The 23,296-nt window shown below is 51.0% G+C and carries 19 protein-coding genes; 10 read left to right on the top strand and 9 right to left on the bottom strand.

All coding sequences use genetic code 11. The annotated features are described in order from the left end of the window. The first annotated feature begins 236 nt into the window (after positions 1 to 236). Both SIC45_RS06245 and mqo read left to right on the top strand, forming a co-directional pair. A complete protein-coding gene (locus SIC45_RS06245; RefSeq protein ID WP_319631447.1) occupies positions 237 to 2,372 on the top strand; it encodes an MMPL family transporter in 2,136 nt (711 codons plus the stop codon). Between the two features lie 125 nt (positions 2,373 to 2,497). Beyond that, positions 2,498 to 4,033, top strand: a complete 1,536-nt coding sequence (gene mqo / locus SIC45_RS06240) for a malate dehydrogenase (quinone) (protein ID WP_319631446.1) — start codon at positions 2,498 to 2,500, stop codon at positions 4,031 to 4,033. A gap of 91 nt (positions 4,034 to 4,124) precedes the next feature. Here the strand turns inward: mqo and SIC45_RS06235 are convergent, their stop codons facing one another. The 3 genes from SIC45_RS06235 to SIC45_RS06225 form a co-directional block, all read right to left on the bottom strand. Then, a complete protein-coding gene (locus tag SIC45_RS06235; RefSeq protein WP_319631445.1) occupies positions 4,125 to 4,832 on the bottom strand; it encodes an ABC transporter permease in 708 nt (235 codons plus the stop codon). 2 nt (positions 4,833 to 4,834) lie between these two features. After that, the gene (locus SIC45_RS06230) at positions 4,835 to 5,683 is read right to left on the bottom strand and encodes an ABC transporter ATP-binding protein (RefSeq protein WP_319631444.1); all 849 of its coding nucleotides are present in this window, start codon (positions 5,681 to 5,683) and stop codon (positions 4,835 to 4,837) included. Positions 5,684 to 5,807: 124 nt separating this feature from the next. Then, complete coding sequence (locus SIC45_RS06225; protein WP_319631443.1) at positions 5,808 to 6,836, bottom strand: LytTR family transcriptional regulator DNA-binding domain-containing protein; 1,029 nt, start codon at positions 6,834 to 6,836, stop codon at positions 5,808 to 5,810. A 534-nt stretch (positions 6,837 to 7,370) separates the two neighbouring features. Between SIC45_RS06225 and SIC45_RS06220 the strand changes: the two genes are divergently transcribed. Next, positions 7,371 to 7,784, top strand: coding sequence for a hypothetical protein (locus tag SIC45_RS06220; RefSeq protein ID WP_319631442.1), 414 nt, complete (start codon positions 7,371 to 7,373; stop codon positions 7,782 to 7,784). Between the two features lie 529 nt (positions 7,785 to 8,313). Here SIC45_RS06220 and bglX read toward each other — a convergent pair. Then, on the bottom strand, positions 8,314 to 10,485 hold the full coding sequence (bglX, locus tag SIC45_RS06215) for a beta-glucosidase BglX (RefSeq protein WP_319631441.1): 2,172 nt from the start codon (positions 10,483 to 10,485) through the stop codon (positions 8,314 to 8,316). A gap of 249 nt (positions 10,486 to 10,734) precedes the next feature. On the opposite strand from bglX, the gene SIC45_RS06210 reads away from it, so the two are divergent. From SIC45_RS06210 to SIC45_RS06185, 6 genes are all read left to right on the top strand, one after another. Then, positions 10,735 to 11,970, top strand: coding sequence for a sugar ABC transporter substrate-binding protein (locus SIC45_RS06210; RefSeq protein ID WP_319631440.1), 1,236 nt, complete (start codon positions 10,735 to 10,737; stop codon positions 11,968 to 11,970). Positions 11,971 to 12,061: 91 nt separating this feature from the next. After that, entirely contained in the window at positions 12,062 to 12,922 is an 861-nt protein-coding gene (locus SIC45_RS06205) for a carbohydrate ABC transporter permease (RefSeq protein WP_298786139.1), read from the top strand. 12 nt (positions 12,923 to 12,934) lie between these two features. Beyond that, positions 12,935 to 13,756 (top strand): carbohydrate ABC transporter permease, encoded by an 822-nt coding sequence (locus tag SIC45_RS06200; RefSeq protein WP_298785434.1) that lies wholly within the window; start codon positions 12,935 to 12,937, stop codon positions 13,754 to 13,756. A 21-nt stretch (positions 13,757 to 13,777) separates the two neighbouring features. Then, the gene (locus SIC45_RS06195; RefSeq protein ID WP_319631439.1) at positions 13,778 to 14,563 is read left to right on the top strand and encodes an alpha/beta hydrolase family protein; all 786 of its coding nucleotides are present in this window, start codon (positions 13,778 to 13,780) and stop codon (positions 14,561 to 14,563) included. 31 nt (positions 14,564 to 14,594) lie between these two features. Beyond that, complete coding sequence (locus SIC45_RS06190; protein WP_298785432.1) at positions 14,595 to 15,590, top strand: LacI family DNA-binding transcriptional regulator; 996 nt, start codon at positions 14,595 to 14,597, stop codon at positions 15,588 to 15,590. 28 nt (positions 15,591 to 15,618) lie between these two features. Then, positions 15,619 to 17,007, top strand: a complete 1,389-nt coding sequence (locus SIC45_RS06185; RefSeq protein WP_319631438.1) for a sulfatase — start codon at positions 15,619 to 15,621, stop codon at positions 17,005 to 17,007. Positions 17,008 to 17,091: 84 nt separating this feature from the next. Here SIC45_RS06185 and SIC45_RS06180 read toward each other — a convergent pair whose 3' ends face one another. Then, positions 17,092 to 17,865, bottom strand: a complete 774-nt coding sequence (locus SIC45_RS06180) for an SDR family NAD(P)-dependent oxidoreductase (RefSeq protein WP_319631437.1) — start codon at positions 17,863 to 17,865, stop codon at positions 17,092 to 17,094. Positions 17,866 to 18,056: 191 nt separating this feature from the next. Between SIC45_RS06180 and SIC45_RS06175 the strand changes: the two genes are divergently transcribed. Then, entirely contained in the window at positions 18,057 to 18,830 is a 774-nt protein-coding gene (locus SIC45_RS06175; RefSeq protein WP_319631436.1) for an MBL fold metallo-hydrolase, read from the top strand. A 138-nt stretch (positions 18,831 to 18,968) separates the two neighbouring features. On the opposite strand, the gene SIC45_RS06170 is transcribed toward SIC45_RS06175, so the two are convergent. From SIC45_RS06170 to SIC45_RS06155, 4 genes are read right to left on the bottom strand one after another with little or no spacing between them, the layout of a single operon-like run. Next, positions 18,969 to 20,237 (bottom strand): ArgE/DapE family deacylase, encoded by a 1,269-nt coding sequence (locus tag SIC45_RS06170; RefSeq protein WP_319631435.1) that lies wholly within the window; start codon positions 20,235 to 20,237, stop codon positions 18,969 to 18,971. Between the two features lie 15 nt (positions 20,238 to 20,252). After that, positions 20,253 to 21,479, bottom strand: coding sequence for a Zn-dependent hydrolase (locus tag SIC45_RS06165; protein ID WP_319631434.1), 1,227 nt, complete (start codon positions 21,477 to 21,479; stop codon positions 20,253 to 20,255). A 22-nt stretch (positions 21,480 to 21,501) separates the two neighbouring features. After that, a complete protein-coding gene (locus SIC45_RS06160; RefSeq protein ID WP_319631433.1) occupies positions 21,502 to 23,094 on the bottom strand; it encodes a sodium:solute symporter family protein in 1,593 nt (530 codons plus the stop codon). A 14-nt stretch (positions 23,095 to 23,108) separates the two neighbouring features. Continuing rightward, positions 23,109 to 23,285 carry a hypothetical protein gene (locus SIC45_RS06155; protein WP_319631432.1) on the bottom strand — a complete coding sequence of 59 codons (177 nt, stop codon included), beginning with the start codon at positions 23,283 to 23,285 and terminating at the stop codon, positions 23,109 to 23,111. Positions 23,286 to 23,296: the final 11 nt, after the last annotated feature.

The raw sequence follows: 23,296 nt of genomic DNA, 5'->3' as shown, positions 1-23,296 counted from the left end.
TGTTTGTTTTATCCTCTAACCCGTCAAAATAAATTGCATTATGAACATTCCCGTCTTTATACTAACATTTGTTAGTACAAATGTTTCCTTTTTTTTCAGGCTAGTGAATGATCGTCAGCCTGTCAATTTCAACGGCGGATGCCCGTGCTTTTTCATTGTTTGTACATAGCCGCCAATCACATTTACTGGAGGGAATAACTATCGCAACGCTTTTATACAAATTAGGAGATTGGGCCGTGCGCCACAAGAAATCAGTGATCAGCGGGGCTTTTCTGATTCTGCTCGTGCTGGCTCTTGGCACCGTTAAATGGGGGCCTTCGTTTGACGATGCATTAACCATTCCGGGAACACCGGCCGAAGAAGCCAATGACGTGCTCGAAGACGCCTTTTCCGGGGCCGCTACCGGCGCTCAGGCTGACATCGTATTCCAGGCACCGGAAGGCGAAGCCCTGACCGATGCTGATAACCAGCAGGCGATTAACGATTTGCTGACCACCATTCAGGACAGCGATGACCATGTGGAAACAATCGCTCCCCCGTCTCAGCTCCAGAATTTTAATGACTCCGAAACCGTTGGGTATGCGACGGTAACGTTTGATGAACCGGCCGAGGAGGTGCCGGCCTCCTCCATCGAAAACCTGGAGGACTCTGTCGACCAAACGCGCGACCAGGGGATCCAGACTGAGCTGACCGGCGATATTGAGTTTTCCGGTCACGGCATCGGCTCCGGGGAAATCCTCGGCATTGTTGTTGCGTTTCTCGTGCTAGCGGTGACGTTTGCTTCGTTTTTGGCAGCCGGTATGCCAATTTTTTCAGCGATGCTTGGCCTCGGCATCAGCCTATTACTGATTGTCATCGGATCAAATTTCGTAAATATTCAGGGCGTATCGCTGAGTCTGGCAGCCATGCTCGGCATTGCTGTAGGAATCGATTACTCCCTGTTCATCATGACACGCTTTCGTAAACAGCTGGCGGAAGGACACTCCGTGCGGGAAGCCGCGGCCATTGCAAACGGGACCGCCGGCTCAGCCGTCGTGTTCGCTGGGATCACAGTGATGATCGGGCTACTCGGCCTCTCCATTACCGGCATTCCGTTTCTTACCATGATGGGCATCGGCGCCTCCATCAGCATCCTGATGGCTGTGTTCGTTGCGATTATTGTCCTGCCGGCGCTTCTTGGAGCTCTGGGCCACCGCATTACCCCGTTTAAAAGCAACCGGTTTTTAAACGCGTTTACCCGGACCTCCAAAGGCGACCGGCCCCAAAACAAATGGGGCGGCTTTGTCACCAAACGCCCGTGGCTCGTGACAATTATAAGCACGGCCCTTCTTGTTACCATTGCCCTTCCTTTTACGCATGTGAATCTGGGACTGCCAACCGACGGCACGGCGAAGCAGGAAGACACTACGGAGCACAAGGCCTACGATCTTCAAACGGAAGCCTACGGGGAAGGAGTTCATGCGACGTTAACCACAGCGCTCCAGGTGGATGACTCAATGAATCAGCAGACTGTTCAGCAGACGCTGCAGGAAATGAGCACCGACCTCGAGGAGCTCGATGCCGTCGACCGGGTGGCCCAGCCGATTCCAAATGAAGCGGGGGACACATATATTGTCAGCGTCACCCCGACCTCCGGGCCGAATGACCCGCAGACGAAAAACCTGGTGGAGAACATCCGCTCCTTTTCCTATGAGAATACAGAGCTGTTTGTAACAGGAACGACCGCGGTTAACATTGACATTTCGGATAAGCTGCAGGATGCCCTGCCGATTTTTGCCCTGTTTGTTGTCGGATTTGCTTATGTATTACTTGTGCTGGTCTTCCGTTCGGTTCTGCTGCCGTTAAAGGCTGTGCTGGGCTTTTTACTGTCGCTTGCAGCCACGCTCGGCTTTGTGGTTTTTGTTATTCAGGATGGCCATCTGCTTGATTTATTCGGCTTCCCCGGGGAAAGCGCCGTTCTGGCATTTCTTCCTATCATTTCCATTGGCATTTTATTCGGTCTCGCCATGGACTATGAGGTATTTCTGGTCAGCCGCATGCGCGAAGTGTACACTCAGACCGGCGATCCCCAGGAAGCCATTCTCGCCGGCATGCGTGATAACGGCAAAGTCGTTGTCGCCGCCGGGCTCATTATGATGGCTGTGTTCATCGGCTTTATCGCAACGCCGGACGCAATGGTCAAATCCATCGGTCTCTCCTTAACCTTCGGGGTATTATTCGATGCATTTGTTGTCCGTCTGACGATTGTGCCGGCAGTTATGAAGCTGATGGGCAGAGCCGCCTGGTACATGCCCCGCTGGCTCGACCGCCTGCTTCCGGATATCGACGTGGAAGGGGAAAAACTGAGCCACCGCAAAAATCAGGATAAATAGTACATGGGAGCCTTTCACGAAATGAGGAAAGGCTCCCTTTATTTATTTTTCTATTTAACAGCTGATTATGTTATAATAAATATATAGTCATCAGATGACCATATCACTTAACGTAACCGCTTTCAATGGTGACTCCACTCTATATTTCAAAGGAGGAAGACACGATGCAACACAATAATACCACGAGCGATGTAATTTTGATTGGCGCCGGCATCGTCAGTGCGACGCTCGCCACGCTTCTAAAAAAACTGGAGCCGGAATGGCGCATCACCATTTTTGAAAAGCTCGATTCTGCGGGACAGGAGAGCTCGAATGAATGGAACAACGCCGGTACCGGGCATGCGGCTCTCTGCGAACTGAACTATACTCCCGAGCAGCCGGACGGCTCTCTTAAGACCAGCCGGGCGGTCGAAATTAATGAACAGTTTCAGATTTCAAGACAGCTCTGGGCGCATCTGGTGGACCAGGGCCACCTTAAAAACCCGGAGGAGTTTATCCGTCCCCTGCCCCACATCAGCTTTGTGTACGGACAGGATCACGTAAACTTTCTGAAGAAACGGTTCGAGGCCCTCGACGGCCATCCCCAGTTTCAGGGCATGGAGTTTTCCGACGATCCCGAGCAAATCAGGCAGTGGATTCCGTTGATGATGGAGGGGCGTGATTCCGACGAGCCGATCGCGGCCACGAAGGTCGACCACGGCACCGATATCAATTTCGGGGAACTCACGCGCCAGATGCTTGCCAGCCTGGAGAAACAAAATAACGTCGAGATCCGCTACAATCACTCCGTCGACGATATTGCCCAGCGACCAGACGGCACGTGGGAAGTAAAGGTCCGAAACCACCAACAGGAAACGCTCGAAGAGCATACGACCTCCTTCGCTTTTATCGGTGCCGGCGGCGGCGCCCTGCCGCTGCTGCAAAAAACCGGCATTCCCGAAAGCAGGCATATCGGCGGTTTTCCGATCAGCGGTGAATTCCTTGTCTGTGATAATCCCGAGGTCGTCCAAAAGCATCATTCCAAGGTGTACGGCAAAGAACCGGAGGGCACTCCACCGATGACGGTGCCGCACCTGGACCGGCGTCATATCGAAGGCAGGGACACACTATTGTACGGCCCGTTCGCCGGATTTACGCCCAAGTTTTTGAAGCAGGGCTCGCCGATGGACCTGTTTGGCTCGGTCAAGCCGACAAACGTGCTGACGATGCTTGCAGCCGGCGCAAAGAATACGTCGCTGCTCAAGTACCTCGCCCAGCAGCTGAGCATGACCAAGGAGAACCGGATGGAGGAGCTGCGCAATTTCGTCCCGGATGCGTCCAGTGAGGACTGGGAGCTTCTAGTCGCCGGCCAGCGCGTCCAGCTGATTGAGGATACCGAGGAGGGCGGCCGCGGGGCCCTGCAGTTTGGGACCAAGCTGATTCATGCCGAAGACCGCACGATGGCGGCGCTTCTCGGTGAATCACCGGGCGCTTCCGTGTCTGTGTCGATTATGCTTGAAGTCCTGAATAAATGCTTCCCCGAGCACCTGGAGGCGTGGGAGCCGAAGCTGAAGGAAATCATTCCATCCTACGGCAAATCCCTGGAGGATAACCCTGAGCTGCTTGACATGGTACACGACTCCACCTCGCGCACCCTTAAGTTAACGGCACTTAAAGCTTAAAGAAGACCATCAATAGAATCAAGACAGAAAGGAAGCATCAGTGCGCCCGACGGCGCTTGATGCTTCCCTTATTTATGCGAAGAACTTCTTCTCAGTCCTCCAGTTGACGACGCTGATAGGTGATGAAAACGACGCCCCACATGACCGCTGTCCATCCGACAATCCATAGGAGCGGAGCTGTCACGTCGCCCCATGCCGCTCCCTGCTCCACCTGGCGGGCAATCTCCACCAGCTGGACGTTCGGCAGGTATTCCAGTACGCCTGCTGCCTGGTATCGGTTGGCCATCTCTTCGATAATCTGCGAAAACCCGAAAACAAACATGATCGGCAGCAGAGCGACAGATGCCTGAACGACCGACGTCGCCAGGAGACCCAGTAACGTACCGAGCGCCAGGTAGAAACCGATCGACAGCACCATCCCCGCTCCGACAATGCCTGCGTGAGCCGGCTCGTACCCGGCGAGGAGAATACATACAAGCAGCGTCAATGCCGTGAACAGAAAGGTTAACACATTTTTGCCGGCCAGAATTTCCCACGGGGATGCCGGAGAGAGCATCAGCCCCCGCAGGGTATGCTTTTCCTTTTCCTCGGCAATTAGTGCGGCCTGGACAAATGTCGCCACAAGCACCAGCGCAATGTTGAACGTTAAGTAATGAATTTCTATCGGCAGCTGGTCCTGCTGTCCGTAAAACAGAGCCAGGAGGACCGGCGTTATTACAGTGGTCGTCACAAACAGGTTTTTCGATAAATCTTTAACATCCTTCATAAAAATTGCATACATGCGCTGCACGGCCATCATCGTTACACCAGCTCCCTTCCCGTTAAACGGACGAAAATGTCACCCAGGGTCGGTTCCTGGGAATGGATCGCGGCCACCCGTTCGTCAGCCATATATTCGTACAGCTGTTTGGCATACGCCGGGGTGTTCGCAAGCGTATGCACATCCCCATTCGTCAGCTCTACCTGGATCATGCCCTCCGAATACCGGCGCCGCAGGTTTTTCGGGGTATCTACCTGCTGCAGACGCCCGTCATAGATAAAGGCCACCCGGTCGCAGAGCGTTTCCGCCTCCTGCATGTCGTGGGTCGAAAGAAAAATCGTTGTTCCGTGTTCGTTTAATGCCCGCAGCCCCTGGTGAATATGCTGCACGTTGCCCGGATCAAGCGCCGACGTCGGTTCGTCGAGCACGAGAAGCTCCGGTTCATGGAGCAGCGTCCGGGCGAGAACCGTCCGCTGCCTCATGCCCTTGGACAGCTTGGCCACAGACCTGCGGCGTGCGTCCTGCAGGTTCACAAGCTCCAGCACGTCCTGGATGCGCTGCCTGGGCACGTCATACAGCTTGGCATAAAGCGCGAGATTTTCCTCGATGCTCAGCCGCTGGTACAGGCCGCTGTTATCCGTCAGCACCCCAAACCGCCGGTAAAATTCGCTCGTCGCCCGCACCGGCAGAGACCGTCCGAAGACGCGCACCTCGCCGTCGGTTGCCTCGAGCTGATTGGTGATCATTTTAATAGTGGTTGTTTTTCCGGAGCCGCTCGGGCCTAAAAAGCCGAAAATTTCGCCCGGCTGCACGTCGATATCCAGGTCGGCGACGGCTACCTGATTGCCGTACATCTTGGATACTCCTTGAAGATGAAGAGTCGGTTCCATTGTTGTGCCTCCTCCTATGTGATTGCTCTCAGCATACGAAGAAACGCGGTTAGGCGCATTATATTCCGGGTCAACGGAGCATATCCGCTCCCCAATGATGCGTATTTCGCCCTCAATGGAACACTTATTTGATGCCGATCATCGCCTTCAGTGCGGCCATTTTCGTTTTGGACAGCGGAATTTCCGCCTGGGAAGCATCATTTAACACAAGCGTATAGCTGTTGCGGGTCCAGGTCATAATTTCACGCACATTCTGCAGATTTACGATATACGACCGGTGGCAGCGAAAAAAGCCGAACGGCTGCAGCCGCTCCTCCAGCTCGGTGAGCGTGAACACCGCCGGGAAGGTTTCTCCCTGGACGTGCAGATGCACCTCGCCCTGCACGCTTTCAATAAATTCGATCTCGGTGGGATGAAACAAAATTAATTTCTCATTCACGCGGCTTGGAATTTTATCAAACGGCAGCCCCGGCTCTTTTTCCTCCACGACAGCAGGTTCTTCCTCCTCCTCGTTTTCCGTCTGCGTCGGCACCAAATGCAGCCCGGAGGATTCCAGGCGGTACACATTCTCTGCCAAAAGAACCGCACTTTCCATATTTCCCGTCAGCACAAGCACCGTGCAGCCTTCCTCCTGCAGGCGTTGAAACAGACGGGCGATAATGCGCCTCGTTTCCAGGTCCACGTTCTGGTCCGGCTCTTCGAACACACAGAGCGGTGCAAGCTGGGCGCACAGGCGCACTAGCTTTAACCGCTGCTTTTCCGAATACGTCAGCTGCTTTACCGCCAGGTGTGCCCGCTCCTGCATCTTCACTGCCGAAAGCAGTTCAGTGACCGACCAGGAGGAGGCATACAGCTGCTGAAACAAACGCACCTGGTCCCGGACCCGGATACGCTCGTACAATCCGTCCTCCAGCCGGCACACCCCGACCTCCCGGGTAAACGACCGGCGCTTTTTCAGCGGATCGCCGTTTACGATCGTCGCTCCGTCTGAAAGCACTGATCTGCCAAGAAATGCCTGAAGCAGCACCTCCCGGATATGGGTATGTGTATAGACCGCAAGCACCGAGGGCTCAGTCACCTCCATTGTAAAAGCGGGAAACAGCGTGATCCCTTCGTTTTGTTTTTCCCATTGATGAAGTGATAGTGTAGCCAATTCACGTTCTCCTTTCGAAGGTTTCCGCCCCCTCTTTTTGTTCAGTATACCTAAAATAACCCATATAGTGGTAGTGGTGCTGTGTTTGGTTTTTCAGAGACCCGTATTTTATTACCCTGGAAATACGTAAATAACCAGGCTGCATATTTAGAAAATAGAATACTGTTTTATGTAAGCGAAGGATTATTACACGAAATTAAATCACCTTTAGCCAGCCTAATTTTTTAACTACCATCTTTTTCCTTCATCCTTCTTGGTTCCCCTTTATTCACCTGAATACTTTAAAGGAGTAAAATTTTAATATTTCTTTGCTGTGCATAATTAGTCGTGAATTTTTATACAGAGACTTTGTATTCATGTAATAACTTACTTTATACGTATAATTGGAGATATAAGGGATATAAGACCCGCTCCCATTATCATGATTCACACACAAAAAATAATTTTTTCTTGTGCTTCTGCCTGTATCGACGTTTAGCCAAAATGGAGATTTCCCCTTAATGCTAATACTCGGACGAGCAAAGGAGACTAATAATGAATGACGAAATGAAGCATGTTGTTTTTGAAGAGATGTTTCAAGCAGCCGGCGGGCGCATTCCGCAAGACCCGGAAGCGTTTACCAGACTTGCCCATCAAAGCTGGGAATTGGCTGTAGTTCTTCCTTTTTATATGTATTATTTTCACCCCAATGAGTGGAAGGAATACACGCTTTTTACCGACGACCCTCTCCCTTCCACCCTGAATCATGCTGCCCATATCGCCCTCGATGCTCCCACTCTTCATGCCGGCAAACAAATCAAACGATATTTCTACAGGGCGGCTTCCATTACTTCTATTCCCGGAGACTATCAGACAGCGATGTCTGTGGCGAACTGGACCTATTATTTGTTCCGAAAATATCATCAGATTTGCGAACGGGCCCGTGTGTCGACCACCGTATCGAAGTAACGGGCAGCCAGACGGTTGGTTAGTCAAAATCAATGAAACTTCTCCAATTCCTTCCTTTCATACCAGTTAAAAAACGTACCCTGCATTTCTCCAATTAACTTTCAAAACTTATTTGCACGAGCTTTTGTGCAAAAAGGAGTATTGCTATGAAGGTCGTTTATATTAATAGACAGTCCCGGAGCATTCAGACTTTTGCAGAAACAGAAGGGACCACTATTCATTGTTTAGCCCAGAAAACCACAGCCGGCACTATTGTATCCGTGTGGCACTGGCAGCGCGCATCACATTCTTACCTTCACAATCGTTTTTATATTCCCGGTAGTCAAAGCACCCTGACGCTTGGGGCCAGGACTTATTTTCTTTATGAATAAGTTAATTCCTCCAGCCGCAGCCGGTGACTGCTGAATTCACCATACTTCTCTTCTGTCGCCCACCGTAAAATACGAACGCTTCCTGCTGAAAAGACCTAAAAAAGCTCCCGCTTAAGTGCTTTGCTTAAGCGGGAGCTTTTCAAATACGATATCCTTTTTTAGTTATCAGAGAGTTTAAAAACACCTGTCTCTAAATCCCGGCTGTTCGGACCGGCCATAACTGAGAATGTGCCTCTGTCGCTTCGATACGTCATATCCGGATGCCAGTACCGCAGATCCTCTTCCTTAATGCTGAATGCCACTTCTCTAGATTCGCCGGCCGCTAAATGTATTTTTTGGAATCCCTTCAGCTCCTTCAGTGGTCGTACAGCTTCACCGGCATGATCCCTGACATACAGCTGCACCACCTCTTTGCCGTCTCTTGTGCCGGTGTTGGTAATGGTTACCTTCGCGTTTAACGTATCCTTTCGGGTTATTTCTGTTTTGTCCAGGTGAAAGCCGCTGTACTGGAACGTTGTATAGCTCATCCCGTAGCCAAAGGGGAACAGCGGCTCATTCGGGCTGTCCAGATATTTCGACAGATAGCGGTCCCCGTCCCTTCCCTCACTTTTCGGACGGCCGGTATTAAAATGATTGTAGTACACTGGTACCTGCCCGACTGACTGTGGAAACGACATCGTAAGCTTCGCTGATGGATTAACACTGCCAAGCAGAAGATCCGCCAGCGCCGATCCGCCTTCAGATCCCGGGAACCATGCTTCCACCAGGGCATCGGTATGCTCTGTAATCTCCTGCAGATCGAGCGGCCTTCCGTTAAACAGCACCGATACGAGTGGTTTATTAGTTTTTCGTAAACGGGCCAGCAGCTCCCGCTGCGCCCGGGGAATGGTAATATCCGTCCGGGACCCGGCTTCCCCGCTCCACTCTGAAGGCTCTCCAAGCGCCGCTATAATGACGTCGGCTTTTTCCGCCGCCTGCAGCGCTTCTTTAAGCAGCGTTTCATCGGTCTCTTCCACGCGGCTGCCCTCGGCAGACAGAATATTGCCCGCCCCGGCGGTTGTTTTCAGCCCCTGGACGAGTGTGACCGTTTCCTCCGGTTTGCCCCGCCACGACCACTGCCCTAAAATATCGGTGTGATCAGCAAACGGCCCGATAACGGCGACCGTCTGCTCTTTTTGCAGCGGCAGCACTTCGTTTTCATTTTTCAGCAGCACGCATGAATCCGCGGCTGTCTTCCTGGCGGCCTCCAGATGCTCCTGAGACCGGATAACCTCCTGCTCCAACGCTTCATCGGCATGACGGTACGGGCGTTCAAACAGGTTGAGCTTCTGCTTCAGCCGTAAAATGCGCTCCACAGCTTCATCGATTACCTCTTCCTCCAGAATTCCGTTGCGCACAAGCTCGGGTATGGATTCGATATAGGTGGTGGTCATCATTTCGATATCCACTCCAGCCTTCAATGATTTCTCCGCAGCTTCTGCGCTGTCCTCAGCCACTCCGTGCGGAATCAGTTCTTTAACGGCGCCCCAGTCGGAGATGACCGGGCCCTGGAACCCCCATTCCTTGCGCAGAAGATCGCGCATCAGCCATGCGTTGCCAGTTGCCGGAACCCCAAAGACGGTATTAAATGCCGTCATCATCATTTCACTCCCTGCATCCAGCGCGGCCCGGTACGCCGGCAGATACTGCTCCCGCAGAGTTAATTCGGACACATCCACCGTATTGTAATCCCGTCCTCCCTCCGGTGCACCGTATGCCGCAAAATGCTTCACGCAGGAGATGAGCTTGCCCACTTCCGTCCCTCCCGAATCTCCCTGAAAGCCTTTCACCTGGGCAGCAGCGAAGACTCCGTTTAAATAAGTATCCTCTCCCGTGGATTCCATCACCCTGCCCCACCTTGGGTCCCTCACCAGATCGACCATCGGCGCAAATGTAACGTGAACACCTGAAACAGAAGCCTCTTTAGCGGCTACCGCAGCGCTTTGCCCAGCAAGCTCCAGATCCCACGTGCACCCCATCGCAAGCGGCACCGGAAAAATGGTCTGATAGCCGTGCACAATATCTGCCATAAACAGCAGCGGAATGCCCAGGCGGTTCTCTTCAAGATGCTTCTGCTGAATACGGTTGGTTTCGGCCGCTCCACAGGCGCCGAGCACCGAGCCGGTATTTGCAATAGCATCGTCTGAAACATCCATTCCTATAAGAGGTCCTGTAACGGCGCCCCGGTCGGAGGCTCCTTTGAAAAACGGGGTAGCCAGCTGCTGAAGCTGGGCTGCCTTTTCTTCGATAGACATTTGTTCTATTAATGTACGCACATCCTGTGTTTGCATAAGTATCCTCCTGTAGGTGATAAATTCTCAATATACAATTTTTGAAAAAATATATTGAAATCGCTTTCAGTTGATACTATAATCGATTTATAGAAACGTTTCAATAGATTATCGATTATTTCTTTATTTAGCTTTATGTATTTCACGAGTATAATCGTTAAATTACTTATTAATCAGCTTTTCACCGCTTCAATTTTTATTTGTTTTTTATAGAAACGTTTCACTAAAAATCATAAGGGAGTTTTTAGAGTGAAAAAACATCAAGTGTTTAAAACTGTTTCTGTGCTGGCTGCTTCGTCCTTCGTATTGGCTGCCTGCTCCTCCGGTGGAGGCTCCGGGGGAAACGAAAGCAGCGATGATACCATTACTGTCTGGACCATGACCGACGGCCTCGATGAATTTGTCCAGGAATACGAGGATGAGTCCGGAACGACAGTAGAGGTCCAGGCTATTCCGTGGGAAAATGCCCATGACAAAATTGTCACTGCCGTTGCCTCCGGGGACGGCCCGGATGTTCTGCAGGTCGGCACCACCTGGGTGGCAGAATTCGCCGATGCAGGGACGTTTCAAGACCTTTCCGACTACACAGATGAATACGACAACCTCAGCAGTGATAATTTCTATGATACAGCCGTGGAAACGACCAAATACGAGGATCAGACCATCGGCGTCCCCTGGTACGTGGATACACGAGCTCTTTTTTACCGTACCGACATATTGGAGGACGCAGGCTATCCGGATGGTCCAAAAACATGGGATGACATGGTCGATGCCTCCGAGCAGCTTACCGCCCGCGGTGATGATCAGTATGCTATCGACCTTTTGGCTGATGATCCCCAGTTTCCCTTCGTGATGGCCTGGGAGCAGGGATGGGATTACGACCTGGATAAAGGCGCTGAAAACTTTGACGATCCGGCCTTCCAGGAGGCTATCGAGCTTCACCATACGTTTTATGGCGAAGGATATTCCCAATTAGGGGAAGGCAAGGAGTTTTTCCAGGCATTTGCGGATGGCTCCAAGCCAATGTTTATCAGCGGCCCGTGGGATATACAAACAATTGAGGAGCGCGCCCCGGAAATTGAAGGCGACTGGGACGTCACCCTGATGCCGGAAGCAGAAACCAACGATTCCATGATGGGCGGTGCGCACTGGACCGTTTTCAACAATAGTGAAAAAACTGAAGAAGCGCTTGATTTCATTAACTGGATGTCCGCCCCGGAAACCCAGGTGAAATGGTATGAGGACCACAGTGAACTGCCGGCGAATCTGGAAGCCTGGGAAGATCCAGTGCTAAAGGACGATGACAAAATCAGCACCTTCGGCGAGCAGCTCGAGCACACCAAGCCGCTGCCGCTCGTGCCGGAATATGAGCAGATGGGACAGGAGCTTCTCAGCACCCTTGAGCAGATCAACCGCAACGACGCCGATATTGACAAGTCTCTCGACGAGTATCAGCAGGAGGTTTCACGAATTCTTGGTGAATAGATAAAAACAAATTAGGTGCACCTTGTCTGCACCTAATTTCATTTTTGCAGCATGTGGAGAGGTGAATGTAGTGAATCGTGTAAAAGCATCCATGACCCCTTATTTATTTATCGGGCCGGCGCTCCTTCTTCTGGTGGCGTTTTCGTTTCTGCCCATTATTATCGCCCTTGTGATCAGCTTTACTGATATGAACATCGGCGGGCTTGCAAACTGGTCCCAGATCAGCTTTGTCGGTATCAGCAATTTTATCCGCCTGTTCCAGGACCCGGTGTTTCTTCAGTCCATGTGGAACACGCTGCTGTACGTCGTGATCGGGGTGCCGCTTGCGATTATCAGTTCGTTTGTCATCGCATTGTTCTTGAAGCTCGTCACCGACCGGATGTCTTCGACCTTCCGGGTGATTTATTATATGCCCTCGATTACAAATATTGTCGCAATCGCCGTTGTATGGGGCTTTTTGTACAACCAGCAGTACGGGCTGTTCAATTACCTGCTGTCGATGGTCGATCTGCAGGCGGTTCCGTGGCTCGAGCATCCCTTCGTGGCGAAAATATCCTTAATTATTATGGCGGTCTGGAAAAGCAACGGGGTCAGCATGCTGATCTTTTTAGCCGCCCTGCAGTCCATCCCGCGAATCTATTATGAAGCTGCCGACATAGACGGCGCCAACCGCTGGCAGAAGCTGTGGAACATTACGCTTCCCTCGATGCGGTTTGCCACCTTCTTTGTGACTGTGACAACGCTGATCGCCTGGCTGCAGTTTTTCGAGGAGCCGTTTGTCATGACCGACGGCGGCCCGCTGAACGGCACAAATTCCATTGCGCTGTTTATTTACCAGGAAGGGTTTCAGTCCAGCGAATTCGGCTACGGCGCCTCGGCTTCCTTTGTGCTGTTTGCGATCATTATCGTTGCTACCCTGGTCCAGTTTAAATTCCGAAAAGCCGATCAATAAGGAGGACTCCGCATGGAACTAAATAACAGATGGGAGAGAGCGCTGATCAACACGGTGCTCGTTGTCGGCGGCTTCCTTGTCGCACTGCCGTTTTTTTGGATGGTGCTCAGCTCGTTTAAAAATGAAAACGAAGTGCTGAGCATTCCGCCAACGCTCTTTCCACTCGAACCGACCTTCACCAACTACATCGAGCTGTTTACGAACCTGAACTTTGATGTGTACTTAATTAATACACTGATTATTGTCGCCTTTTCCATGATCGGCCTGCTGTTTAACACGATGGCCGGCTATGGCTTCGGGAAATTTGAATTCAAGCGCAAGGAAATGTGGTTTGCTGTCGTGCTCGTCACGATGATGATTCCCGGGCAGGTAACGATGATTCCGACCTACCTGATTTTAAATCAGGCCGGGCTGACCAACACAATGGCCGGCATTGTGCTCCCGGGACTGATTGCCGCGTTCAACATATTTTTGATCCGGCAGTTTATGGTCACCATCCCTGACGATTTGATCGAGGCCGCCCGGCTGGACGGCGCGGGTGAATTCTATATCTTTTTTAAGCTGATCATTCCGCTGGCCAAGCCGATTCTTGCAGTACAGGTTATTTTGACCTTCATCGGCTCCTGGAACAGCTTCCTCTGGCCGCTGATTGTCGCAAACGATGAATCGCTCTATACCCTGTCGGTCGGACTTGCTCTTTTGCAGGATCAGAACGTGACCAACTACGGGCTTCAGATGGCCGGGTCCACCTTTATGGTGCTTCCGATCATTATTGTTTTCGTGGTGTTCCAGAAATACATCGTGGAAGGCTTTAACGTTTCCGGCATTAAATAAAACGCTAAGGAGTGAAACAGCATGGCTGTAATGCATATCGATTTTCCGTCCCGGGTGCTGTCCAAAACGGTTGCGGCCTCCGTTATTATTCCCCCGTCCGTGTATCAGGACAGCCGCGTGCCTGCGCCCGTGTTATACCTTCTGCACGGCTTCAGCGACAACCATACCGCCTGGCTTCATAACACCTCCATCGTCCGCTATGCGTCGGAAGCGGGTCTGGCCGTCGTGATGCCCTCCGCAGACAACAGCTTCTACACCGATATGGCATTTGGCGGCAGGTACTGGACATTTTTAACCGACGAACTGCCGGCGGTGGCCGAACGGCTCCTGCCGATCGCCTCCTCCCCCTCCAGGCGATTTGTCGCCGGCCATTCAATGGGAGGATTCGGGGCATTAAAATGGGGATTGAACCATCCCGGACAGTTCGCCGCAGTCGCGAGCCTTTCCGGTGTGACGGATATGGTTTACCATGTACAGCACAATGCTCAAATGGCCGACGACAAACGGCGGCAGTTTAAATTGATTTTTGGGGACGCAGACATTGCCTCCACGCCCAATGATATTTTAGGCCTGCTTGACACCCTTCAGCACGCGGGCGGGCAGATGCCCCGCCTGTATCAGACGTGCGGCACGGAGGATTTTTTATACGAACACAACCGGCGGTTTCACCAAAAATGTGCCAAGCTGAGCATCCCTGTGGACGGAGATTTCCGTCCCGGCGGCCACACGTGGAATTTTTGGGACGAAGCCATCCAGCGGGTTCTGCACTGGCTTCCGATAGAAGCAGATAATTCCCGGGAGACATAACTTTATCAACAGTAAAAATCAGGGGGAAACCATGGCAAATATTAAAGATGTTGCTAAACTAGCCGGGGTCGCGCTGTCGACCGCATCCTATGCGTTAAACGACAGCCCGAAAATAAGCCCGGCCACCAAAAGAAGAGTCGAAGAGGCGGCAAGGTCGCTCAACTATCAGAAAAACGGCTTCGCCTCCGACCTGAAAAAAACAAAAACGAATACGATCGCTCTGCTGCTGAGCGACCTCTCCGGTCCTTATTATTCCGAGCTGATCAAGGGCGTGCAGGATGTAACATCCGCGCACGGCTTTGATCTGATTGCCTGCAGCTCTGTCGGCGGTCCGCAGTCAACGGCGGTTAAGTTTCTCACAGAAAAACGTGTGGACGGCGCGATCATCCTCGCCCATAACATCAGCGACGCGATCGCTCTCGAAGCCGCAAAGCAGTCCTTTCCGCTCGTCGTTCTCGACCGGAGGATCGACCACGAATATATTTTCCAGGTGGAGGTCGACAACACCGCAGGAGCGAAACAGGCGACCGAATTTTTAATTACCAGGGGCCATCGCCAGATTGCCTATATCAGCGGGCCACCAAATGCCCGCGACAATAAGCTCCGCTATCAGGGCTTTCGGCAGGCACTCGAGGACTACCACCTTTCCCCCTACCCGAAGTGGGAAATCGCCAGCGATTTTACCCGGGAAGGCGGCTACCGTGCCGTCAAGCTGCTGATCGCCCAGCGTGATCTTCCGCAGGCCGTCTTTTTCGCCAACGACGAGATGGCTATCGGCGGCCTGCAGGCATTCCGTGAAAATCAGATTCAGGTGCCCGAAGACATTTCAATTATCGGGTTTGATGACATCCAGCTGTCCGAATACCTGTCACCACCGCTGACCACCGTCCGCCAGCCAAAATACGAAGCAGGCTCCCTCGCTTCCCATCTGATCTTTCGCCTGCTCGACGGCGAACAGGTGGACCATCACTATAAACTGATGACCGATATTGTCGAAAGAAAGTCGGTGCGCACCAGCCGGGTTTGACTATAATAATATGATTCAGGAGGCTCCTATGCATTCATCCCGCCCGAATATTCTGTTTATCATGAGTGACGACCACGGCGCCCAGTCCATCAGCGCCTACAATGACCAGCTCATCCACACCCCGCACATTGACCGTCTTGCCGACGAAGGCATTCGCATGGATAATGTCTACTGTACCAACTCGCTTTGTGCCCCGAGCCGCGCGACGATTCTTACCGGCCAGTACAGCCACGAAAACGGGGTGCGCGGCCTGTCCGAGCATTTTGACAACACCCAGCAGACCTTTCCAGGGCTGCTTCAGGAAAATGGCTATCAAACCGGCCTGGTGGGTAAATGGCATCTCGGCCACGGGGAGGCTCATCATCCGGCCGGGTTTGACTACTGGAGCATTTTTAACGACCAGGGGGAATATTACACTCCCACGATGATTGAAGCCGGCGGCCGGAAGCAGGTGCCCGGCTATGCCACGGACGTGGTTACCGATTACGCGCTCGACTGGATGCAGGCACGCCGGACCGACGAACCGTTCATGCTGATGGTAAACCATAAAGCCCCGCACCGGCCGTGGCTGCCAGCGGAAAAGCATAAAGACGCCTTTAACGACATGGAGTTTCAGCTGCCCACCACCTTTAACGATACGTACGAAAACCGGGCAACAGCCGCGCGCATCGCGGAAATGCGGATAGAGGATTTAACGGAGGAGGATGTGAAGGGCACGCCTCCTGAAGGCTTGACGCACCAGGAGGTGAAGGAATGGAAATACCAGCGCTACATAAAGGATTATCTGCGCTGCGTACTGTCCATTGATGAAAACATTGGCCGCCTGCTCCGCTATCTGGATGAGGAGCAGCTGGCAGAGAACACTATTGTCATTTATACCTCGGATCAGGGATTTTTTCTCGGCGAGCACGGCTGGTACGACAAACGCTTTATGTACGAAGAGTCGCTGCAGATGCCATTTTTGATGCGCTATCCAAAAAGCATCCCCGCCCGGAGCACCTCCAGCAGCATCATTATCAACAATGACTTTGCCCCCACCCTGCTTGACTATGCCGGCGTCCAGCCGCGTACTCCGATGCAGGGGGAAAGCTTCCGTCCGGTCGCCGAAGGCCGTACCCCCGACAGCTGGCGGAGCTCGTTTTATTACCGGTACTGGGAGCACCTGACGATTCATAACGTGGCCGCCCACTACGGCGTACGAACCGGACGGTACAAGCTGATTTACTATTACGGCGAACCGCTTGATGTGATTGGGGCCGTCAACAAGCCGATGGAGCCTGAATGGGAGCTTTTTGATCTCGAACGGGATCCTAAGGAGATGAAAAACGAATACGACAACCCTCTCTATGCCTCTGTCATCGAGGAGCTTAAAGCTGAACTGCAGGCCTTACGGCGTCAATACAACGAACAGTCATAAAAAATTCTTCATACGAAGCTTGAGCCTCTGCCAGTAATGTCCGGCAGAGGCTCAGCTTTTTTCTATATCCGTATTGTTATGGCTTTAGTTACCGATAATGCCCTCTATCTGCTCGATGAGCGCGGTACGCTTATCCTGGTCCATGGCATCCGGATGCGGATCGCCGAAGTCGCCGCTGTCGTTGTCAAAATACTTCCCGGACGCATCGGCAAACGTATCCGACAGAGCCGCCTGATACAGAATATTCGCCCCGATGGTAATATCGCTGCCTTCGACGCCGAACGCGGTCTTTACCATTTTACTTCCGAGCAGGGACCCCGGATTCACGGCCACGATGACCGGATCGGCACTATTTGCCAGCTCTACCGTCCACATCGTGAGCGCGAGCTTGCTTTGCGCATACGCCTCTCCGTCCTGCAGGTCCACGTTACCCGCAAGCGCCTTCGCATCCACCGGCTTCTGCGCCGCAGAGGACAGGTTCACAATGCGCCCCGAGTCGTCCATCAGCGGAAGCAGCTCATTCGTTAAAATGTACGGCGCCACCGTATTCACCGCAAACCGGATGTCGAGTCCGTCTTCGGTCTTCTCCCCCGGGGCCGTATATACGCCCGCGTTATTGATGAGCACGTCCAGGTGACTGTGCTTCTCCCTGACCGCCCGGGCGAAGCTTCTCACGTTCGCCATCTGGGACAAATCCGCCACATACTGCTCGGCGTTTTCGTTTCCCGTTTCTTTGGCCACATCCGCAAGCTTTTCTTCGCTGCGTCCGTGCAGCAGCACCTCATGGCCCTCTTTGGTCAGCATCCTCGCCGTTTCCATGCCGATGCCGTCTGTCGCTCCTGTTATCAAAATCTTCATCTTTATTCCTCCTATACTACCCGGCGGGCAGCCTGCTGTTTCGTTTTCCCATAACCATTAACTATCCATTGACGTAATTCCCATTCCCAGACAGTGGTATTCGAAACATCGTAGTATGTGTTTCCCCGGCATGTTTCGGTTACAATAAACAGGAGGCGATTAAATTTTTCACGTAAAGGGAGTTTTGTCAGATGAATATCCATCAGATCCGAAACGCTACGCTCATTGTCGAATACGCCGGCAAAAAGTTCTTGATCGATCCGTATTTAGGTGAAAAAGGCGCCTACCCACCGCTGCCGAACCCGGCTCCCCACGCCCCGGACGGGGATCAGAACAACCCCGTCGCCGAGCTGCCGGTTGCACTGCAGGAAATTACCGCAGGCATTGATGCGGTGATCGTCACGCATACCCACCAGGATCACTGGGACGAGGCCGCAAAAGAAGCTTTGGCCAAGGATCTTCCTTTGTTTACCCAGAATGCCGACGAGGCGGAGAATATCCGGAACGAGGGCTTTCAAAACGTCGAGGTGCTGCATGAAGACACCGTCTTCGAAGGGATCAGCTTAAGCAAAACGAAGGGCGAGCACGGCCGCGGCGACATCATTGAAATGACCGGCCCGGTATGCGGCGTTGTGTTCAGCCACGAATCGGAGCAGACGCTGTATGTGGCCGGTGACACCGTCTGGTACGAGGGCGTCCAGGAGGCGGTAAACCTTCACCAGCCGGATATCATCGTAGTCAATGCCGGCGACAACCAGTTCGCCGAGGGCGGTTCGCTCGTCATGGGCAAGGAGGACGTGTACGAATTGCGGCAGGCCGCCCCCAACGCAAAGATTATTGCCGTGCACATGGAAGCAGTGAACCACTGGACGATATCGAAAAATGAATTAAAGACCTTCGCTGACGAAAAAGGCATTTCGGCAAACCTTTGGGTACCGGACGACGGGGAAATTTATCGTTTTTAAAGTAAATGCAAAAACAAGCGATTGTAACCCTACTATACTATAAAAAACAGAAGCCCCTAAGCATATTACATTTATGCCGGGGCTTCTGTTTTTTATTCTGTCCTATTTTCAGGTTGGAAAACAGTAAGCATTTCATACCTACTTATTTTCTTCACACCATCTAGTGATGAATTCAGCTATCGTGTGTGTCACGGTCTTTAAACTCGCAAGATCAATGTATTCATTCGGGGCGTGCATATCGCCGCCAACCGGTCCATAGCAAGTAGCGGGAATATTAAACTCCCCAAATGCCCGCAAATCCGTCGTAGCCGTAAAAGGAAGATGCTCTACTTTTTCGTTAGTAACAGAAGCATGTGAAGCAGCCATTTCCTGCATAATCTCTTCGTCTTTTGAAATAGAATAGCCTGGAGCAGCAAAACCGAAAAACGTAATTTCCGGAGGTGTTGTTTTTAGCCATTCATCTTCATTGGCTGCCTCTAACAGCCACTGCTCCACCTCTTTTTGTACCGTTTCCGGCGCAGTACCTGGATAAAATCCTACTCTCGCTTCAAACGTGCATTCCGTTGGTACGCTGGAAGCCCAATCTCCGCCCTTGACTGCACCGACATTTACGTTAAGCGGGTGAGGGTGATTTTCAAAGTCTGGGTGCTTGGGACGACTATTAATGTGCTCGCGGTATTCCATAAGTGATTCCATGAGCCTGGACGCCTTCATGATCGCATTTTGCGCACTTTCTGCACGCTCTACGTGAGCTCCGGCGCCTTTTACTGTTACTCGCAGCCACAAGACACCCAGTTGGGAATTAATAAGCCGTAAATGGGTAGGTTCGGGTATCAAGGCCCCGTCCGCCGTATAGCCTCTATCCAATAATGCGAGCGCTCCGTTCCCAGTGCATTCCTCTTCGATGACGCTATGAATCTGCAGATCTGCTCCAAGCTCCACTCCTGCCTTCCTCAGGGCTTTAACCGCAAATACGATCGCTGCAAAGCCGCCTTTCATATCAAGCAGACCTCTACCATACATACTGTTCCCTTTTATAACAGGAGAATAAGGATCGTTGGCCCACTGGTCTTCCGGCCCGGCACTGACCACATCCAAATGGCTTTGCAGTATCAGACTTTTTCCTTTTTTCGGCCCTGGACTTTTCCATACTCCCGCGACTACTGGCCTGTTTTCGTATGACCATTCGGGCTCGCCAAAGTTTTCATATTTTTTCAGCCGCTCTGGCTCGACTTTCACTGCTTCTGTTTCAAGACCCATCTCCTGCAAATAATTATAGATGAAGGCCTGTACTTCTTTTTCATTTCCCAAGGTACTGGGGAAGCTTCCAATAGTCTGCAAAAATAGTTTTTCTTCGTCCCATAATTCTTCTAGTTTCTCTTCAATCAGTTCTCTATTAATACTCATTTCTTGTTCACCCCACTACTCATTAGCTAATTCAAGGGCCGTTTGATATAACACATTGGCGCCCTTTACAATATCGTCATCCTCTGTCAATTCCGATGGTACGTGGCTCTTACCATTAACACTCGGAAGAAAGATCATAGCTGTCGGCCCGAGATTGTTTACATATTTGGCATCATGACCGGCGCCACTCAGCAGTCTTTTTGAAGAATAATGGAGATTTTCTGCGTTTTTTTCAATGATGTTGGTAATGTGTTTATCAAAATCAGTTTTGCCCGTGTCCCACAGTTCCTTTATATCTACTTCCACGCCTCTTTGTTGGCAAACTTCATGGATGGAGCTTTTTGCTTCCTTTACTGCTTCGCTTCGCTTTTGATCGTCAGCACTCCGGAGATCAATTGTGAAAACAGCTTTACCCGGAATACAATTGACCGTGTCCGGGGAGACAGAAATTTTCCCCACAGTAACTGTTACCCCTGCTTGAATGGCTTTCGACTCCAACTGGGTCATAATTTCGGCAGCGGCCATTAACGCATCTTTTCGTAAATGCATTGGCGTAGGCCCTGCGTGGTCCGCTTCTCCGGAAAGAGCGGCTTCGAGCCAACTAATTCCCTGTACGCCTTCTACGATTCCAATCTGTTTGTTTTCATCTTCAAGAATCGGTCCCTGTTCAATATGAAGTTCCACAAAAGAGTAAAATTCCTTTATCCTGTTCTCCTTTGTGCCGTGATAGCCGATCTTCTTTAGTTCATCCAAAAAGCTGAAGCCGTCATGATCCTGCCTGCTGTGGACATAATCCTGATCAAATACACCTGCTATTCCGCCGGACCCAAGCATGGGAGGTTCAAACCTGGCCCCTTCTTCGTTAGTGAAATTGACTATTTCGACAGGTCTTTCCGTCTCTATGCCATTGTCATTTAAGGTATGGATAACTTCTAGAGCAAGCAGTACACCAAGAACACCGTCAAACCGCCCTCCTTCCGGCTGGGAATCCAAGTGAGAGCCGAGTACGACTGGAGGGAGCTCTTTCTTTCCTTCTCTACGTCCATACATATTCCCAAAGTCGTCAATTCTTACTTTTAGCCCGGCATCTTCACACCAAGCTTTGAATATATTTCTCATCTCTTTATCTTCAGCAGAAAGAGCTAATCTTCGCAGTCCTTGTCCGGGTATCGCTCCCGTTTCTGAACTTTTGGCCAGCATTCGAAACAATCTTGCTTCATTAATTTTATTCAGCGTCTCCATCTCCTATATCACCTCTTAGATTCTACAGACCAAGTTTAATGAAGAAATATCCCCACACGACAATAGATATCACAGTAAACAGGACTGAAATTTGAATCACCTGTTTATACTGTTTTTTTATTTTTTGAAGCCCACCTGGCTGTGCCAACAGCTCCTGGATTGTTTGCTTGGCCATGCTTGTATTTTTCATTTCCGTATAATAATTCAATTCATGCGTATTCGGTTTCGTTAACAGAGCTGTAATAATAAGGGAAACCACCGAGACTACAAGTGCCAACATCAGTTCATCTATTCCGGTCGGCAGGGTCATTACCCCCGCTCTTATAAGTTCCCCAAATACAATAAACGATGCTGTCCCCGAGACCATACTAATAGAAGCAGCCTTACTGTTCATTTTTTTCCATTCGAAGGAAGCTACTATAGTTGGCAGCCAACCAACCGCAAAGATGGAACCAGCGTAGATAGAAATCCAGTAAATAGCAGATGGCTGGGCAATAGCAATGGCACAAATAACTACTGCTACAATGAGCTGGCCGATTCTCGCCGCATTAAGACTCTGCTTTTCATTAAGTTTTTTCTCAAAAAGTCTTTCATACAAATCTCTGGATAAAGCAAAACCCACCAGTACAAACAGTGTGGACGCCGTGGACATAATGGAAGCCATGAGAGCCGCGAGCCCTATTCCAGCAATTGCTGGCGGAGTATACTCCATGAACCCGACGATCATCGCGTTGTCTGTAGGAGTAATGTTTGGTTCAAGCACTTGCATACCGCCTGCAGCAATGAAGACTGTCAGCTGCATGAAAGGAGCAAAAAATACGCCGATAATGGCAGCTTTCAAAATGACAAAATCATTTTTAGCCGGAAATACCCGGGACACCAGCGCTGGCATGCATGTAAAAAACAGAATCCAGACAAGGAACTGGGAAATAGACCACCCTATAGACCGTTCTTCTGTACCACCGATCGTCCAGTAGTTCGGCAAGGTTTCTGCTAGGCCTCTCATCTGCTCAAACCCGGCCTGACCGATAATTAATGGTGCAATAATGACAGAAATGGCAAGCATCGTGAAAAACATGAGCGTATCAGTCACTACCACTCCGTACATGCCTCCAAAAGCGGTGAAAGCAATCAATGCTACTGTAAAAAGCATGATAAGCACCTGAAAGTTGATGCCGGTAATCTCACTGAGCACCAGGCCTGCCCCAATGAACTGGATTACTCCGTACCCAATTAGACCAACGATCATAATAATAATAGCAATAACACTAACCCACTTACTGTTGAACCGTTTATCAAAAAAATCTGGCATTGTCTTACATTTTAACGCTTTCATCTTCCTTCCAACATAAACCACTGCCAGCAAGGTACCAATCCATGCGCCAAAAGATCCGAGTGCCGCAATAACCAGTGGCCCTTCTGCATACGATTGCCCAGCTATGCCCAACAGGGTCGCAGCACTAAGATACGTGGCGGCCAGAGTGCCAACAATTAATACCGTTGATCCTCTTCCCCCCATCGTGTAAAAATCATCGCTGTTTTTAACGCGACGGGAAATCAGTGCTCCAACAACCACGTAAAGTAATAACACCAATACAAATATAGTTACTGCCATATGTAATCCCCCTGCTAATATTTGTAATTATTTTCTTTCTTTTCAGAATCCATGCTTTTTTCTTCTTCTTTCTTTTCCATTTCTTTGATCACAGGAAGATACTGCTTTCTTAAAATAGCGATTACCACAATCGAAGAAACAACAGTTACTAGTGTAGCGTTTATAAATAATATTAAAACCTCAACATTCATTGTTCCACCTC

The sequence above is a fragment of the Marinococcus sp. PL1-022 genome (assembly GCF_033845285.1).
In the GTDB taxonomy this organism is placed as follows: domain Bacteria; phylum Bacillota; class Bacilli; order Bacillales; family Marinococcaceae; genus Marinococcus.
Note: the sequence above shows the minus strand (reverse complement) of the source record. Positions and strands in the feature narration are given on the sequence as shown.

What these genes read in the sequence shown, in the direction of transcription:
- mqo (WP_319631446.1), top strand. Translation starts at nt 2,498, where the DNA reads ATGGTGACTCCACTCTATATTTCAAAGGAGGAAGACACGATGCAACAC.
- SIC45_RS06235 (WP_319631445.1), bottom strand. Translation starts at nt 4,832, where the DNA reads ATGATGGCCGTGCAGCGCATGTATGCAATTTTTATGAAGGATGTTAAA.
- SIC45_RS06230 (WP_319631444.1), bottom strand. Translation starts at nt 5,683, where the DNA reads ATGGAACCGACTCTTCATCTTCAAGGAGTATCCAAGATGTACGGCAAT.
- SIC45_RS06220 (WP_319631442.1), top strand. Translation starts at nt 7,371, where the DNA reads ATGAATGACGAAATGAAGCATGTTGTTTTTGAAGAGATGTTTCAAGCA.
- bglX (WP_319631441.1), bottom strand. Translation starts at nt 10,485, where the DNA reads ATGCAAACACAGGATGTGCGTACATTAATAGAACAAATGTCTATCGAA.
- SIC45_RS06205 (WP_298786139.1), top strand. Translation starts at nt 12,062, where the DNA reads ATGACCCCTTATTTATTTATCGGGCCGGCGCTCCTTCTTCTGGTGGCG.
- SIC45_RS06200 (WP_298785434.1), top strand. Translation starts at nt 12,935, where the DNA reads ATGGAACTAAATAACAGATGGGAGAGAGCGCTGATCAACACGGTGCTC.
- SIC45_RS06195 (WP_319631439.1), top strand. Translation starts at nt 13,778, where the DNA reads ATGGCTGTAATGCATATCGATTTTCCGTCCCGGGTGCTGTCCAAAACG.
- SIC45_RS06190 (WP_298785432.1), top strand. Translation starts at nt 14,595, where the DNA reads ATGGCAAATATTAAAGATGTTGCTAAACTAGCCGGGGTCGCGCTGTCG.
- SIC45_RS06185 (WP_319631438.1), top strand. Translation starts at nt 15,619, where the DNA reads ATGCATTCATCCCGCCCGAATATTCTGTTTATCATGAGTGACGACCAC.
- SIC45_RS06180 (WP_319631437.1), bottom strand. Translation starts at nt 17,865, where the DNA reads ATGAAGATTTTGATAACAGGAGCGACAGACGGCATCGGCATGGAAACG.
- SIC45_RS06175 (WP_319631436.1), top strand. Translation starts at nt 18,057, where the DNA reads ATGAATATCCATCAGATCCGAAACGCTACGCTCATTGTCGAATACGCC.
- SIC45_RS06170 (WP_319631435.1), bottom strand. Translation starts at nt 20,237, where the DNA reads ATGAGTATTAATAGAGAACTGATTGAAGAGAAACTAGAAGAATTATGG.
- SIC45_RS06165 (WP_319631434.1), bottom strand. Translation starts at nt 21,479, where the DNA reads ATGGAGACGCTGAATAAAATTAATGAAGCAAGATTGTTTCGAATGCTG.
- SIC45_RS06160 (WP_319631433.1), bottom strand. Translation starts at nt 23,094, where the DNA reads ATGGCAGTAACTATATTTGTATTGGTGTTATTACTTTACGTGGTTGTT.
- SIC45_RS06155 (WP_319631432.1), bottom strand. Translation starts at nt 23,285, where the DNA reads ATGAATGTTGAGGTTTTAATATTATTTATAAACGCTACACTAGTAACT.